The organism is Levilactobacillus mulengensis (assembly GCF_003946045.1).
Classification (GTDB): domain Bacteria; phylum Bacillota; class Bacilli; order Lactobacillales; family Lactobacillaceae; genus Levilactobacillus; species Levilactobacillus mulengensis.
The window spans coordinates 13,693-29,941 of the sequence record NZ_RHNW01000008.1 but is presented as its reverse complement, the minus strand read 5'-3'; the positions used below and the strand labels follow the sequence as shown (position 1 = coordinate 29,941).

The following is a 16,249-nucleotide window of genomic DNA, read 5'->3' as shown; positions in this document are numbered from 1 at the left end:
CACAGGATAACTTAACATTTGCGGGTTGGTCGTTGTCATTGCCTCCGGGCTGGTGAAAATGAGCCGCGTCACGGTGAGCAAGCAAGTCGTTCCCGCCGGCAGACTCAAGATACCCTGCTGTGGGGAACGACTCCAGCCTGAGGAGCGGTCTTCCGTCTCGCCTTGGAGCCTGAAATTCACAGTCTCCAAGGTCGTCCCATGGTCTAAACTGAGAAAATCGCTCAGTCAAGACCATCGACACAGCTGCGAATCTTGGCCTGCCTCTGGTCACTGATACTTACCCAGTTGGCTCATTTTCACCATCCCTGCGGCTGAGACTGGCCTAACCCGCAGTTAGTGATCCGGACTGTGTAGCGAGGTGTTTTGTATTGTTGGGATTAAAGTTATTTTGGCCTGGCAAGTTGGGCGTTAACCGTTGCCGTTCCAGCCTGTCAGTACGGCACAATAAGGCGTTGCCCGTATCCCTGTCGTCAGTCAAAAATTAATTTCAACCGGACGCTTGACTTCGAGTCGCTCGAACCTCATATACTAAATGCATCAATTACGAGATAGGAGCGATTTATTTATGACTGTTGCAAATAAAGTTGTTGTGATTACCGGGGCATCCTCAGGGATTGGGGCTGCGACCGCGAAATTGTTGGCTAGTAATGGCGCCAAAGTGGTTCTGGGCGCGCGGCGTGAAGACCGGTTACAGAGTCTGGTCCAAGAAATTACCGCTGCTGGCGGGCAGGCTGCTTACCAGGTGACCGATGTGCGGGATGCCGCTGAAGTTCGGGGATTGGTTGACCTGGCTAAGTCTCAATTTGGCGGAATCGACGTCATCTTCAACAATGCCGGCATTATGCCGACTTCACCCATCAGTGCGCTGAAGACGCAGGAATGGAACGACATGATCGACATTAATTTGAAAGGGGTGCTCAACGGGGTCGCCGCTGTGATGCCTGACTTCACCGCGCAAAAGCATGGCCAAATCGTCACGACCTCTTCTGTTGCCGGCATCAAGAGTTTCCCTGGCGCTGGGGTTTACGGTGCCACGAAGTTTGCGGTGCGGAATTTAATGGAAGTTATCCGGACTGAAAGTGCTCAGGAAGGGACCAACATCCGGACGGCCACGCTGTATCCAGCCGCCATCAATACGGAATTATTGCACACGATTACGGATGCTACGGCCAAACAGGGCATGGACCAATTGTACGATGCAGTTGGAATCACCCCAGATGCCATCGCGCGCGTGGTCAACTTCGCTATCGACCAACCGGCCGAGGTCAATGTTAACGAGTTTACAATCTACCCAACCAAGCAGGCTTAGTGACTGAATGGTATTTACGAGATAAAAACTTTGTGAATTTTGAGTGCTACATGGTATACTCAGTGCAACAAAGGCGAAGGTGTTGGACCACCCCCGCCGATGGTAGAGTCGTTGTTTACAATCAACAGTTTTTATAACAGACAATGAATCGTTCTAAACCGCCGAAAATTTAGAGGACGATTTTAGTTTGTCAGGATGTTTAAAGTCATGCCACGTCTTTTGTAACTTAGTGATAGATTTAAATGGTGGGAATCAGTTAACTCTCATGGTATACTAAACGCAACAAAGGCGAAGGTGTTAGAGCACCCCCGCCAATGGCAGAGTCGTTATTCACGACCGACAGTTATAAACCGAACAAAAATCGTCCTAGACTGTGGAAGTTCAGAGGGCGATTTTTATTTGTCCGGGTGTTTAAATTGGCGCCACGTCTTTTGAAACTTAACGATAGCCTTAACGAGGCTCGTCAATCGGTGTACCAACAAAGTACAGAGCGATATCAAAACAACGCCAAAAGCGACTAGGTCAAGTAACGTGACAGCTATCCAAGACAAGGCAACCTCCTTTCGCTTGGTATGGTGAAACGCTCTTACAACTCACGTCATAAGCCCCAGTCCCTTACAATTAGATTTGCCGGTCGTCATTAACTTCTCTACAAAATTCAGTGTACCAGAGTTAGGACGAATAACCGCCTAAAAGCCCTCCATATCAGCATTTAAATGGTTTGATATAACGGATTTTGTATTCTCGCGTTTAACGTCTAAAACAGAAAATCATCTGCACCAAAAAAGGATTGATCCAGCCATCAAAGCTGAGTCAATCCTTTTCGTTTAGGTAAAATTTAGTAACCGAATCCCTAAGCCACTTACTCTTTAGGTTGGGACCAGTAATGGGTCCGCGTTAAGAGGTCGCGTGACCGCTCATCTGCTGGGCGGAAACCGCGGTTGAATAGATGCTTGAAGTACATCAAGTTGTAGAGCGACCCCCATACCAGCCCGAAGAACAGGGTGAAGGAGGAGTTGATGATTACGGCAAACTGGCTGGCAGTCGTGGTCATCGACAGGAGCATGAACGCGCCCAACTCAACGCCGACAATACATAGGAAGTTATACCAGTCCGCCCGAAAAATGCTGGGGAGGGGACTGAAGAAGAACATCGTCCACGAGAAACCAACCTTGGCGATCCGCATATTCCCCGTCTCAGGGTTAACGACGGTCGCATAGTTTGGGGGTAACGGCAGTCCTTGAGGGCCGTTACCATTTTGATTGTTTTGATCATCGTCATCGTCGTTAAAGCCCTTGAAAGGATCTTGCATGTCATTTGCCAACTTTCTAAAAATTCGATAGGTATTATTGATTGGGTGTTTGTCCAAACATCGGGTGGTACTAGTAATCCAATTAATCCGTTAAGTGACTAATAGATTGCTGGTTAACTCAAACCATAAGGTAGTCACGTACAGGCACACGTGGAAAATAATCCAGTGGATCATCAGCTAACGTGAGCCACACGGGTAATGAAGCCATCGTAATCCATGTGAGTGACCAGAGGCGGGTCAACCTGACCAGCTGTGTCGGTGGTCTTGGCTGAGGTTCTTACTCAGCCTAGAGCACGGGACGACCTTGGAAACTTGCGATTTTCAGCGAGGTTTCAAGGCGAGGCCCCAGACCGCTCCACAGGCTGGAGCCGGCCCCCACAGCAGGGCTGGTTGAACCCGCCGCCGGGAACGCGTCAGGTCGCGACTTGTTTTCACTACCCAGTAAGGCGAACTAGTTCCTAACCCACAACCAATGTTTAACTAAAAGTCTAACACGAAAAGTGCATGCTGCCTATTAATCTATTGACGGCGACTTAGTTTGACGACCGCTTCGCACCGGGCCGTTTGGGGCATCATGTCCACGGATTGGATATAATCGACCTGGTAATCGCTGGTTAATTTGACCAGGTCCTTGGCCAAGGTCGAGGGGTTGCAGGAAATGTAGACGAACTTCTCGGGGCGCACGCCGAGGATGGTATCGATCAGCGTGTCGTCCAGACCAGTACGGGGTGGATCGACCACGATTGAGTCCGGCCGGAAGCCCGCCATCAGCCATTTCGGCAACAGCTCTTCGGCGGTCCCAACTTCGTAATGGGCGTTGGTAATGCCGTTAGCGGCCGCGTTGGCGTTGGCATCGTCGACGGCTTCGGGGATGACATCCATCCCGCGAACCTCTTCGGCCACGTCGGCTAAGGACAGGCCAATCGTTCCGATACCGGAGTAGGCATCGACCACGGTCTCGCCCGGTTGGAGGTCCAGGGCCTTCTTGGCCTCACCGTAGAGGACTTCCATCTGGCTCGGGTTCAATTGTAGAAACGCACGAGCGGATAGTTTGAAAGATAAGCCGTCTAATTTTTCAGTGATCGCGTCGTTGCCGGCCAAATGCTTGGTCTCGTCGCCCCAGACCAGTGAGGTCTTCCCGGGGTTGACGTTTTGCATGACGGAGGTCACTTGGGGCAGCTCTGCGGCGATGCGGTCCAGCAATTCGTGCTTGCGGGGCAGCTTCTGGGAGTTGGTGATGATGGTCAGTTGGACGTCGTCGGTGTGCGCGGCGGCCCGAACGACCAGTGTTTTCACGATACCGGAGCCGGCTTCTTCATCGTAGATGGGCATGTCCAGGTCTTGGAGCATAGCCACGACGGCGCGCATGACGGTCATGGTTGCCGGCATTTGTACGGAGCAGGTCGTCAGGTCGACTAAATCATGGCTGCGTTCGGCGTACAGTCCAGCTTCAATTTTACCGTCGGCGTTGCGCCGAACCTGAAATTGGGCCTTGTTGCGGTAGCCGTAAGGGTCGGTCATGCCGAGCGTTGGCCGGAGATCGTAACTGCGGAAGCCTTGGGGTTGGTAGCGCTCCAGGGATTGGGCCACGATGTCGCGTTTGAAGGCCAATTGTTCGGGATAAGCTAAATGTTCCAGTTCGAAGCCACCGACCTCATCGGCATAGCTGTCGCGGGGCTCAACGCGGTGCGGACTGGCGAGGCGAATCCGGTGGACCTTGCCGCGTAAGTAGCGGGTCGCCACGTTGGTGACCTCGACGACGGCCTCTTCACCGGTCAGGGCGCCGGGCACGAAGACGGTCATCCGCTTGTAGTAGCCGATTCCTTCGCCGTTGATGCCCATGCGCTTGATGGTCAGTGGGAAACGTTGGCCAACTTCGACCTCGACACTGGGGGCTTCCCGTTCCTGCCGGCGCCGGTCGTTGTAGCCGCGGTCGTGGCGGTTGTCTCCGCGTTGGTCGCGGTAACTGTGCCGGTCATTGCGGTTACGGTCGTTGCCGCGCCGGTCTTGCCGGTCATTATGGTCGTGGCGGTTATAATGGTTGCCACGGTGATTATTGGATTCAAAGTTTGGCATATTTTCTCCTATATAAAACTTCAGTCATAAAGTGTCAGACACTTACCGATTAACACGGTCCTAAACATTATACCAAACTTTAGCGGTCGCCGGGCCGTGGCTGGTTCGGAAATTAGTGATGGCGGGAACCCACTAAGTCCCTGGTGACGATTCGAAAAATTGTGGAGTCGTTTCCATAGTGAAAGGGCCGGCGTTTGGGTACAATTAGTGAGAATATTAAATGAGGAGTGATGGCTCGTGAGTTTGATTGAATTGCAACATGTGGGCTACCAGGTAGACGATACGCTCATCCTACAAGATATTAACCTGTCCATCGATGCCCAGGAGTGGGTGACGCTGTCGGGACCGTCCGGTGGGGGCAAGTCCACACTAGTGCGGCTGATTGCGTCGTTGCTGAGTCCGACCAGCGGGACGCTATTATTTGACGGCAAATCGGTGGAAGATTACGACCCCATCGCGTATCGGCGGCGGGTCTCGTACAGCTTTCAACAACCGACTCTGTTTGGGCAAACGGTGCGTGACAACCTGAGCTTTCCGTATCAAATTCGCCAGTTGCCGTTTGATGAGGCGCGGGCCGTTCGTGGGTTGGCATACGTGGGCCTGAGTGCCAGCGACCTGGACAAAGGCGTCAACGACCTGTCCGGTGGGCAACGACAACGGGTCGCGCTGTTACGTAACGTGATGATCTACCCGGAAGTCCTGATTTTAGACGAGGTGACGGCCGGGTTGGATGCCGAGAACAGGGCGTTTGTCTGGTCTTTGGTCGAGCATTTTAACCAGGATGACAAGCTGACCATCATTGCCATCACGCATGACCAAGCGGAAATCGACGCGGCCAAACGGCTGATAACCATTGAAAATGGCCGCATCGTGGGAGGTGCTTAAATGAATTTAGCAGTGAATAATCAATCCTTGATGTTGGCGTTGGGGCTGGTTGTGATTGCCCTGGCAATCGGCTGGAAGGAAAAACTCGGCATCGACCGCGACATGATTATCGGGGTCGTGCGCGCCGTGATCCAACTGTTTGTGGTCGGCTACTTATTAAAATACGTGTTTCGCCTCAACAATATTTGGTTAACGGCAATTTTGATTTTGATTATTATTTTCAATGCGGGGTACAACGCCAAACAGCGAAGTAATGGGATTCCCAACGCCCTACCGATTTCAATTGGCGCCATCCTCATCAGTACCAGCGTGACCCTGGGCGTGTTGATGCTGGCCGGTGCCATCAAGTTTATCCCGAGCCAGATGATTCCCATCTCGGGGATGATTGCCTCCAACTCGATGGTCGCGATTGGCCTGTGTTACCGCAACCTCAACGCCCAGTTCAGACAGGAGCGCCAGGCCGTGCTGGAAAAATTGGCATTGGGCGCGGACTTGAAGGATGCCTCCAAGGAAATCCTCCGCGATAGCATCAAGACGGGCATGCAGCCGACGATTGATTCCGCCAAGACCGTGGGTATCGTGAGCTTGCCGGGGATGATGTCCGGTCTGATCTTCGCGGGCGTCGACCCGGTCCGGGCGATTAAATACCAAATCATGGTGACGTTCATGCTGATGTCGGCGACTAGTATTGGGTCGGTGCTGGCGTGCTACTGGGCCTACCGCGGCTTCTACAATGACCGTAAGCAGTTAACGGTTTAGGCTGGTCGTTGGTGGTCGCCTTACCGGGCGGTAAAAATGGGCCGGAACGCTGGGGGCAGGACGGCGAAAGCCTGAGGGGCGGTCCTTCACCTCGCTTTGAGCCGAAAGGCGCGTCTCAAAGTCGCCATTTTCTGAGGGGAACACTCAGAAAATCCCCCGGCTGAGCCCATTTTTACCGCCCTCACGGCTTACATGGTGAGTGTCGTAACTGCTTGCGGTTATGGCTTCATTGGGTTGGTGTGTGGTGGATTTGGTGGTGTGGTTGTGTTTTATTGAAACGAGAACAAACTAGTCGTTGGTGAAACAAGAGTGAATTTGGCTCAAGAAAGGTTTTTTCTCCGGGGTAACGGCTGTTTTGTCATAACGATTAGAGAAATCGGGCCGAGATTTAGAACGATTCACCTGGTGTTTCGAGGGATACTTCCTAAGTAACGGGTAATCGATTTGTTCGACCCAATCTATTTTCCCAATAATCCCTCAAAACATGTCAGATTAATTGCAATCGCTTACTTAAACTGGCTATTCTAAAGATAAGTAGCTAGAGTAATGGATCATCACCTAATTGCGATGGTCGTTCGAGTTAGTCCAAATGAGACTGACACACAATAGAAGAACGAAGAAAAACAAACTAACGAGGCGTGGTTCTGGGGTTGGGACTGGAACCGGAGGCGTGGTGGGTACAGAGACCTGTGACAGTGGTGTTAGTCGGCGGTTTTGCCGGCTTACAGCACGGGCCGACCTTGGAGACTCGCGAACTTTAGCGAGGCTTCAAGGCGAATCCGAAGACCGTACTTTGGCTTCGGGTGTGCCCCACAGGCGGGAGTACCCACCACGCCTCCGGTGGAAGTTCCAACCCCAGAACCCAGAACCGAACCCAGAGGAGGGTTATTTTATGAGAAAAGTGGCTTTAGTGACTGGTGCCTCATCCGGCATCGGCAATGCGATTGCCCGCAGCCTGCACCGTAACGGCGTGATTGTTTACGCGGGTGCGCGGCGGGTCAACCGAATGAATGATTTAGACGATTTGGGCATCACCACGTTGGCGTTAGACGTGACGGACCCCATTAGCGTGGAAAACGTGGTCGACCGGATTGTGAGTGAAACCGGACGGGTCGATATTTTAGTGAACAACGCCGGTTACGGCCTGATGGGCGCGCTGGAAGACGTGCCCATGGACCAAGCCCGCGACCAATTTGACGTGAACTTGTTCGGGGCGGCGCGGCTGATTCAGTCCGTCCTGCCGATGATGCGCCAACAACACAGTGGTCGGATCATTAACATCACCTCGGTGGACGGCAAGGTGGCGCAACCACTGGCCAGTTGGTACGTGGCGTCCAAATTTGCGCTGGAAGGTCTTTCCGACGCGCTTCGGCTGGAACTGAAGCCGTTGGGCATTGACACGGTGGTCATCGAACCCGGGGCCATCCAATCCGAGTGGGCCGACATTGCGGCTAACCATCTCCGTGAGACCTCGGCGCAGGGGCCATACCAGGAAACGGCGGACCGGGCGGCAGCCATTTTAACCGCGGTCAAACGGTTCTCCAGCAAGCCCCAGGTGATTGCCAGACTAGTCGACCGGGCGGCGTTATCCCGGCGGCCCAAGACCCGGTACCATGCCGGCTCCGGCAGTCAAATTTTGCTAGCGCGGCGGTTCCTGTCGGACAAGACAATCGACCGGCTGTGGCGAGTCGTTGGTGAAGCGGCACAACGAATTACCCACTAATACGAGTGGCGTTGCCCTGTTACCGAAACCTGTTATACTTAAGATAACTAGAACACTAGGGGTGTCCACGATTGGGCTGAGATGCGGGTGACCGCGATCCCTTGGAACCTGTCAAGTTCAGACTTGCGGAGGGAATGTGTCGTGGTACCCAGACGGGCCACCAGTTCACCTCGATGTGAGCCGGTGACCCGTTTTTATTTGCCCAAACGGTTAGTTAACCACCTGACCGTTGCGGGTCGAGAAGCCATCACATGACTTGACTAACTGGTATTCTAGACCTAACTAGTGGCTGAAATATCAGTCCGGAGCACCAACCCGTCACAGGAAAAATCAGCGGCGTTAATCAAGGGAGGACAATCATGAAAGTTGCATTGTTAGATGAATTGCGAGCCAAGAACCCCATTGTTTTCAACGTTTCCAACTTCGTCACCGTCCAGGACGTGGCCAACGGCATCAACGCGATTGGCGCGTCGCCCATCATGTCTGAGGAAGTGGCGGAGGCCGACGAAATGGTCGGACTCGCTGGGGCTGTTTGTCTGAATTTGGGAGCGGTTACCTCTACGCAGATCACGCAGATTCGCGCGGTCGGGCAGTCCGCTAACCGGCAACACCGCCCACTGGTCATCGATCCGGTGGCAGTTGGCGCCGTGAAATACCGGATGCAGATGGCGACTGGCCTTCTAAATGATTTTCACCCAGATGTGATTCGCGGCAATGCCGGGGAAATCGCGGCGCTGGCCGGTGTCGACTGGCAGGCCAAGGGCATCGACGCGGGTGAGGGCGCTGGGGACGTCGAGGCCATCGCCAAGGCCTGCGCGCAGAAATTAAGTTGCGTGGTCATCCTGTCTGGCCCCACTGACGTCATTACCGACGGCACCCAAGCGGTCAAGGTCAAGAATGGCACGTCATTGTTCCAGGTCCATGTGGGCTCCGGCGACATGCTATCGAGCATCGTGGCGGCCTTCTGCGCGGTCACGGACGACTATTATGAAGCTGCCCAAACGGCCTGCCTGGTCTTCGCGGCCATGGGCCAACTGGTCCACGACGCCACGCCAAACCTTGGAGCGGGCACGTTCATCATGAAACTCCTAGACGCCCTACAAATGACCACGGTCGCAGATATTGAAGGTATTGCCGACTTCGAGGCATAAAGACTCAAGGATTCATAAGTACAATGGAAAAAGAATTGATTGGCTAAAGCCATGAGGGTGGCAAAGCTCAAAAAGTAAAACCAAGTAAGCAAAAGCAAAGACTGGCTGTTCGGGCTCAACTAGTGTCAGCCGGAGGGATAATGAAAATGGGCTCAGCCGTGGGATTTCCTGATTTTATCAGGAAATGGCGTCTTTGAAACGCGGGTTTGGCGGTTCAAAGCGAGTTAGAAGACCGCTTCACAGGCTTCTGACGTCCTGCCCACCGTGTTCCGGCCCAATTTTCATTATCCCGGAGGCGACTGCGAGCTGAACCCGAATAGATGAAGGGATGAAGGTAGTATGGCAAATGAATTTCCACAAACCTTGACGATTGCGGGGACTGACAGCGGCGGTGGTGCCGGTGTCATGGCGGATTTAAAAACGATGCAGGAGCGCAACGTTTTCGCCACGGCCGTGATTGTTGCGGTGACCGCGCAAAACACGTTGGGTGTGCAGGACTTTATGGCGCTGCCGCAGAAATTGATTGATGAACAATTTGCGTCCTTGGCGGCGGACCTGAGGATTCGGGCCTGCAAGACGGGGATGTTAGCGGATGCCGAGCACGTGCACGGGGTCGTTGAAAATTTGAAAAAGTACAATTTTGGCCCCTTAACGGTTGATCCCGTCATGATTGCCAAGGGCGGCGCGGCCCTGTTGGCAGACGACGCGGTGGCCACGGTGCGCGATGAACTCATTCCACTGGCGGACGTGCTGACACCAAACCTACCAGAGGCCGAACGCCTGACCGGCACGACCATCACCGACGGCCAGGGGATGGAACGCGCGGCGGTGGCCCTACAGGACCTCGGCGCCAAGAACGTCATCATTAAAGGCGGTCACGAGGCCACGCCAGACCAGGCGAGCGATTTTGTTTTGTTAGAAGACGGTCGGTCATTTTGGCTGACGGCGCCACGGGTGGATACGGTCCGGACGCACGGGACGGGCGATACGCTGTCGTCGTGCATCACCGCCGAACTCGCTAAGGGCAAGGATTTTGAAACAGCCATTCGTATCGGTAAAGATTACGTGACGGCGGCCATCGCGAATCCCATCGCGGTCGGCAACGGTCACGGCCCACTGAATCATTGGGCATACAATCAAGGAGGCGCTGAGTAATGTCAGTAACGTTTGAACCAGGCCTATTGCGGGCCTACTTTGTGGCGGGGAGCCAGGACGTTCCCGGTCAAGATTTACGTCAGGTATTGGCAACCATGCTAAAGGCCGGCATCACGGCTTTTCAGTTTCGGGACAAGGGCAACAGCCAGCTGACCGATGAACAACGGTTGGCGCTGGGCAGCGACTTGCGGGTCCAGTGTCACGACGCCAACATTCCCTTTATCGTGGACGACGATGTGGAACTGGCGCTGCTGCTAAACGCGGACGGTATCCACGTGGGGCAGAGTGACCAGAAGATTCAGAGTGTGATCAAGGAAGTGGCCGACCGGGACATGTTTATCGGCCTGTCCTGCAACACGGCCAAGCAGGTCGCGGCGGCAAATAAGTTACGTGGCATCGACTATATCGGTAGCGGCCCCATCTACCCAACGGTATCAAAGGACGACGCCGACCCGGTCATGGGTGTCGATGGGCTGCAGAAATTGGTCGAGCAAGCCAACGTGCCGATTGTGGCCATTGGTGGCGTGACGGTCGCCTCACTGCCAGCCATCGCCAAGAGTGGGGCTGCCGGCGTGGCGGTCATCACCTTGTTGACGCGCAGTGCTGACCCGGTGGTGGACGTGCAAGCCATGCGCCAAGCCTTTTAAATAGAAGCAAACGAAGCACCACGGAACGTCCTAAAGGACCGCCGTGGTGCTTTTTCACGCAACTAATCGCTTGTGGGTGAAAAGGTTCAAATTGGTAAGCGCATGCAGTTAGCCAGAACCGACTAGTTGTAACAGACAAATTAATCGTTAAAATCACGAAAAAAACAGGATCGATTTCACCGTGTTTAAGTGCGGCAAACCAATCCTGTTTTAAAAGTTGAGGAAGCTAGTTGACTAGGGCTAACTTCACAAGTACATTCTAACACGACTCGCAAATAAAAGCTATCAAAAATGAATGAAATAACAGAATGTTGGTTAAGTAAATGAATGATGGTTAAAAGATGGTGAGCCGCTTGCGTAGTTTACGGAGTACAAGATAATCTTGGGGAATTGGTCACTACTCACAACCGCTAATCATGGGATAAGTGAAATGACCTGACAACCGATCGGACTGCCAGTCGACTAATCGTAAAAAATTGACCAGGATGAGGCAATTTCCCCTTGCAAATCAGAACAAGTGTTCGTATAATGAGAACAGCAAGTTGTTAAGCACTTGTTTGCGTTGGCTGGATTGGGATGGACCTAGTCAGATAGATTGAGCTTACTATGGTAGACGTTTAAGGCTCGTGTTTGTCGCAGGAGGCGTGAAAATGGTGTCAGCCGTGGGACTGGCCTTTGGCTCCAGACGTGCGCCCACAGCGTTCCGCACCATTTTCACGCCTCCGGAGACCGGACAACGAGCCTAAACCAAGGGAGGCATGCGCCATGGATTACTCGCAGGAACCGCACGGATTATTTTTCATGATTGATAATAAGTCCTTTTACGCCAGCGTCGAGAGCGTTGAGCGGGGACTGAATCCGCTGAAATCGGTCATCATTGTGATGTCGGAAGCGGACAACACGGGGAGTGGTCTGGTGTTGGCGGCCTCGCCCATGGCGAAGAAATTGTTTGGCATCAGCAATGTGTCGCGGCAATACGAGGTCCCACACGATGAACGGATTTTGGTGGTGCCGCCACGAATGAATCTGTACATTCAAAAGAATTTGGCCATCAATAAAATTTTCCGCGAGTACGTGGCAGACACCGATCTCTTTCCCTACTCAATCGACGAATCCATTCTGGACATGACCAAGTCGTGGCGGTTATTTGGCCGCACGCCGGAAGAGGTGGCGCGTAAGATTCAGCTACGCATCCGCAACGAGCTGGGGCTGTACACCACCGTGGGCATTGGCGAGAACCCCGTGCAGGCCAAGCTGGCCCTCGACCTGCAGGCGAAGCACGACCACGAATTGATTGGCCGCCTGACCTACGAGACTTTTCCCAAGTACATTTGGCCCATCACCAATTTGGAAAAGGTCTGGAGCATCGGCCACCGCACGGCCGCCCACCTTCAGCGCTTGGGCATCCACAGCATGGGCGACCTGGCCCACGTCAATCCGTACGAACTCCGCCATGAAATGGGGATGATTGGCGCGCAACTCTTCGCCCTGGCCTGGGGCATCGACCGCAGCCATTTCCAACAGGTCCGCCCGCCCAAGGAGAAGAGCTGGAGCAACTCACAGGTCTTGCCCCGCGACTACCGTGTTCAACGAGAAATTGAATTGGTCCTACGTGAAATCGTCCAGCAGACGACCTCGCGCATGCGCCATCACCACCAGCAGGCTGGCTGTATCAGTCTTTTCGTGGGCTTTGCTTGGGATGGCAAAGCCAGCGACGGCCGCAGTGGCATGAGTCACAGCCGCCGTATCGACCCGACCGACAACGCCCAGACGATTATCCGGGAATTTGTGACGTTGTTTCGGGAAAATTGGGAGGGCCAACCCGTCCGTAATTTGGGTGTGGGCCTCTCACGACTGAGCCACAGTGGCAAGTTGCAGCTGGACCTGTTTCAAGACCCGGAGCGGCAAATTAAGGATGACCGGTTCGACCGGGTCCTCGATGAGCTCCGGGATAAATTTGGCAAGACGGCCGTGATTCCGGCCAGCAGTCTGATGCCTGGCGGGACCATGTTAAGCCGGGCCGCACTGGTCGGTGGGCATAATGGGGGGAATAGTTTTGATTGATGAAACCAAGGAGTCGGCGCTGATTCTAGCGCGCCTGCAGCCCCTCTTTACTGCGCAGTGGCATTGCCAGTACCGCATCGACGTGGTCAATAACCAGTATGGCCACGTATTCAATTTCTTCTTAGACATTCGCCGGCCGAAACACCGGGAGCGGTCGATTCCGTTGCATTCGCTGCGGACGACCGATTTGGAAGTGTTGGAGCGCGTCATCAGTCAGGTGCGGCGGGGAACTGCGCTGACGTTAAATTTTGTTGACTTCGGTCACGTGCGCTGGCCGTTGAGTCAACGCTGGATTCGCTAGGAAGTGAGCGCCATGTACCTGAAAAAATCGTCAGATGATCAGCTCGCGCAAGACTTTTTTCGGCGCGACTATCAGGACCGCGGCATGCTGAAGTGGGGCGGGTTCTACCTGTCCGACCATACCAGTGCCTTGGCTAAAATGCACGCGGCGGAGCAGGTGGAACAGCCATTGCCGGAACAGACTGCGGCGGACGTCAGTGAGCGTCTCGCCGCAGCCTGGCAAAACCATCGCCCGGTCCATCTCCAGCTGAATGTGTTCGATGATAACCAGGCCATCACCGTCATCGACGGCGTGGTCGTGGGCGAATTTGACGACCAAATCGTCGTCCAACTGGCTTCCGGAGAATTCCGGCGGCTCCAGCTGGCAGCGATTCGGTGCGTGGCGCCAACTAAAGAAGCACCCTGACCAAGTTGAATTGGTGAGGGTGCTTCTTTTAGTGGTTCTATGATATTTGGTGTTGATGGGGAAATCCATCAACACTATTTTTGCATTAAAAAAGAGGCATACCACCTCTGTGCTACAATCAAGTCGACGAAAACCAATTGAAAGCGAGAAGAATGATATGTCCCAGAACCAGTTTACAAGAGATTTACTATAAATTAAAGACCAAAGCATTATTAATTTTGGTTAAGTAGAAAGTCTTTTGGTCCGGCGACTAACAACCAGTTGACTGGATAACCCTGTTGGTACGATTATTGTGGCTATTTACCTGGTAAACAAGTAACGTTAGGAGTGAATTTAAGAGAGGTGTCTAGCAATTGAAATTACTGGAAACGCGTCACGTTAAGGTTAGTTTACGGCGCACGACTCACCAAGAAATGCGGGAGGAGTTGTTTGCCTTGATCATCGTCTTTGCTATTGGGTGGATCTGGTCCGTTTGGTCGTAAAGTAGTTGATGAGTGTACGGGTTATGACCCAAAATTACTTAGAGAGTTAGCAAAGGGACCATTAATGCCGACCGCGACGTTAGTGTTCCCTTTGTTGGAGATTGAGTTATGGTGTGTTTCACAGATGGGTCAAGCCCACCTCGGGGCCAGTATAACATTGTCCCCACCATTTGTTCAGTCCTTGATCACTGGTCTTTGTTTTTCGCCTTACCGGGCAGTCTAAATAGGGCGGAACGCTGTGGGCAGGACGCCCAGAGCCAAGAGTCGGTCTCTGGGCTTGCTTTGAGCCGAACCCCACGTCTCAAAGTCACCATTTACTGCGCTCCGCTCCGTAAATCCCACGGCTGATCCTATTTCGACCGCCCTTACGGCTAACGCAGATGTGACCAGCATGGTGGTGGCAGGGGATGGTTGGCCACAATGTGGTGGATTAGATTTAGTAATCCAGTGTAGTTTTGCCGCCACAACATTTCGTTGGCCACACGTACATAGAAGCTGAGCGATGGTCCAACACAATCTAAACGTAATACGCCAAAAGCACCAGCGCAATCCAACGTAACAACGCCGCCAGACCCGTACCACGGCTGCCAGAGAGCACCACTCCCACCCAAACCATTGGTTATCTTCGACCCAGTATGAGCAGGCGGCAAGTCAGCCACCACACTGTCTCTACACGCTCTTGACCCTAATCCCTTAATCTCCAAACGGATATATCCCCAAACAAATACATAACCAAAAACAAACAAAACCAAAAGAAGCAAACCAAAAAGAGCAGTAGCTGCGGACCACTCGCAGTTACTGCTCCATTTCAATTATAAGCTAAAAGTTGTTACTAGTCGTCTTCATCAACTCGGCGGCCTTGTTGGTCATCAGGTAACCGGCACCGTTCTTGGTGAATTGGAGACTTTCGAATTCACGCTTGCCGTTGAGGTTCGTGGCTTCGACCTGGCTAGCCTTCAAATGGCCCAGCTTGGAAACGGGCACGGATGAAATACTGCTGTCAGAGAGGAAGTACAGGCGGTTGCGCTTAACGTTGTAGTCCATGGATTGAGGCTTGGTACCTGGACGGTAACGCAGACCCTGCATGACTAAGTGGAACTTAACGGACTTCTTGTTGATCTTACCCTTGTAGATCTTGACGGCGCCCTTAGGAGCCCAGCCACCATTAGAGTAAGTGAAGAAGTAGGCATTACCCTTCTTATCAAACGTCAGGTTAGAGCCCATGGTAACGGTGCTCTTCAACATGAAGTTGATCTTCTTGGTTGGCTTCAGCGTGCTGGTCGAAACCTGTTGCACGTTGGAGTGAACCTTGACGGGGGCGCCGATGAACCAGAGTTGGCCGTTCTTAGGGTTCATGGCCAGTGATTGACCATGGCCGGTATTAAACTTAGGCCCGATCTTGATGTACTTCATGATGGCCTTGTCGGTGCTGGTCATTTGCTTGACGGAGTGGTCGTAAGAAGCGCGACGCAGGGCGTCCATGTGGGTGGTGCTGATGCCAAATTTACTCCGCAAAGCACCCAAGTTGTAACGAACAATCCAGCCACGCGTACTCTGTGAGCTGGTGGTGATCAGTTCGTACATCGTGTTGCCATCCTTAGACAGCACTTCACTTTGTGGGTTGCCCCAGTCAGCGGACCGGTTGTAAGTGACGGGCAGGAACACGTTGGACTTGAATGCAACCTTCTTGCCCTTGATGCTGGAGATGCTGGTTGGCTTTGTTTGGAAAATGTCCGAGTAACTTTGCTTGAACGTGTAACGCTTTACGAACATGTTCTTGTTCTTAACCGTCTTGTACTTGTTGACGTTGTAGTTGGCCAGCGCATTACCGTGTTGGGTATACGTCTTGGCGTGCGCTAAGGTCGTGGTACCGCCAAATAAGAGCGCGGCAGCGGCCACAGCCGTTAACAATGCTGCTTTTTTCATAACTAAAAATCTCCTCTGGATATATGTAGGTAAACCGATTACATAACTATTTAT

14 protein-coding genes and 1 riboswitch are annotated in these 16,249 nt (G+C 53.0%); of the genes, 11 read left to right on the top strand and 3 right to left on the bottom strand.

The genetic code is table 11. The features are described 5' to 3' along the window. The first annotated feature begins 565 nt into the window (after positions 1-565). Positions 566-1,309, top strand: a complete 744-nt coding sequence (locus tag EKM84_RS08575; protein WP_125765355.1) for an SDR family oxidoreductase — start codon at positions 566-568, stop codon at positions 1,307-1,309. An 862-nt stretch (positions 1,310-2,171) separates the two neighbouring features. Here EKM84_RS08575 and EKM84_RS08570 read toward each other — a convergent pair. Further along, positions 2,172-2,621, bottom strand: coding sequence for a hypothetical protein (locus EKM84_RS08570; RefSeq protein ID WP_125765354.1), 450 nt, complete (start codon positions 2,619-2,621; stop codon positions 2,172-2,174). Positions 2,622-3,140: 519 nt separating this feature from the next. Then, positions 3,141-4,697: a 23S rRNA (uracil(1939)-C(5))-methyltransferase RlmD gene (rlmD, locus tag EKM84_RS08565; RefSeq protein WP_125765353.1), complete on the bottom strand. Its 1,557-nt coding sequence runs from the start codon at positions 4,695-4,697 to the stop codon at positions 3,141-3,143. A gap of 237 nt (positions 4,698-4,934) precedes the next feature. Between rlmD and EKM84_RS08560 the strand changes: the two genes are divergently transcribed. The 10 genes from EKM84_RS08560 to EKM84_RS14435 all read left to right on the top strand — a co-directional run bounded on the left by EKM84_RS08560 (position 4,935) and on the right by EKM84_RS14435 (position 14,269). After that, complete coding sequence (locus EKM84_RS08560; protein ID WP_125765352.1) at positions 4,935-5,582, top strand: ABC transporter ATP-binding protein; 648 nt, start codon at positions 4,935-4,937, stop codon at positions 5,580-5,582. Further along, the gene (locus EKM84_RS08555) at positions 5,583-6,341 is read left to right on the top strand and encodes an ABC transporter permease (protein ID WP_125765351.1); all 759 of its coding nucleotides are present in this window, start codon (positions 5,583-5,585) and stop codon (positions 6,339-6,341) included. Positions 6,342-7,233: 892 nt separating this feature from the next. Continuing rightward, positions 7,234-8,064: an oxidoreductase gene (locus tag EKM84_RS08550; protein ID WP_125765350.1), complete on the top strand. Its 831-nt coding sequence runs from the start codon at positions 7,234-7,236 to the stop codon at positions 8,062-8,064. 47 nt (positions 8,065-8,111) lie between these two features. Next, positions 8,112-8,216, top strand: a riboswitch (TPP riboswitch). 207 nt (positions 8,217-8,423) lie between these two features. After that, entirely contained in the window at positions 8,424-9,215 is a 792-nt protein-coding gene (gene thiM, locus EKM84_RS08545; RefSeq protein WP_125765349.1) for a hydroxyethylthiazole kinase, read from the top strand. A gap of 339 nt (positions 9,216-9,554) precedes the next feature. Continuing rightward, complete coding sequence (gene thiD, locus EKM84_RS08540; protein ID WP_125765348.1) at positions 9,555-10,370, top strand: bifunctional hydroxymethylpyrimidine kinase/phosphomethylpyrimidine kinase; 816 nt, start codon at positions 9,555-9,557, stop codon at positions 10,368-10,370. Next, complete coding sequence (gene thiE / locus EKM84_RS08535; RefSeq protein ID WP_125765347.1) at positions 10,370-11,017, top strand: thiamine phosphate synthase; 648 nt, start codon at positions 10,370-10,372, stop codon at positions 11,015-11,017. Before thiD ends, thiE begins: the two co-directional genes overlap by 1 nt. 765 nt (positions 11,018-11,782) lie before the next feature. After that, on the top strand, positions 11,783-13,081 hold the full coding sequence (locus EKM84_RS08530) for a Y-family DNA polymerase (RefSeq protein ID WP_125765346.1): 1,299 nt from the start codon (positions 11,783-11,785) through the stop codon (positions 13,079-13,081). After that, complete coding sequence (locus tag EKM84_RS08525) at positions 13,074-13,382, top strand: hypothetical protein (RefSeq protein ID WP_125765345.1); 309 nt, start codon at positions 13,074-13,076, stop codon at positions 13,380-13,382. Before EKM84_RS08530 ends, EKM84_RS08525 begins: the two co-directional genes overlap by 8 nt. 12 nt (positions 13,383-13,394) lie before the next feature. Beyond that, positions 13,395-13,787: a hypothetical protein gene (locus EKM84_RS08520; protein ID WP_125765344.1), complete on the top strand. Its 393-nt coding sequence runs from the start codon at positions 13,395-13,397 to the stop codon at positions 13,785-13,787. Between the two features lie 353 nt (positions 13,788-14,140). Beyond that, positions 14,141-14,269, top strand: a complete 129-nt coding sequence (locus tag EKM84_RS14435) for a hypothetical protein (protein WP_263853629.1) — start codon at positions 14,141-14,143, stop codon at positions 14,267-14,269. A gap of 819 nt (positions 14,270-15,088) precedes the next feature. Here the strand turns inward: EKM84_RS14435 and EKM84_RS08515 are convergent. Continuing rightward, on the bottom strand, positions 15,089-16,195 hold the full coding sequence (locus EKM84_RS08515; RefSeq protein WP_125765343.1) for a hypothetical protein: 1,107 nt from the start codon (positions 16,193-16,195) through the stop codon (positions 15,089-15,091). Between the last annotated feature and the right edge of the window lie 54 nt (positions 16,196-16,249).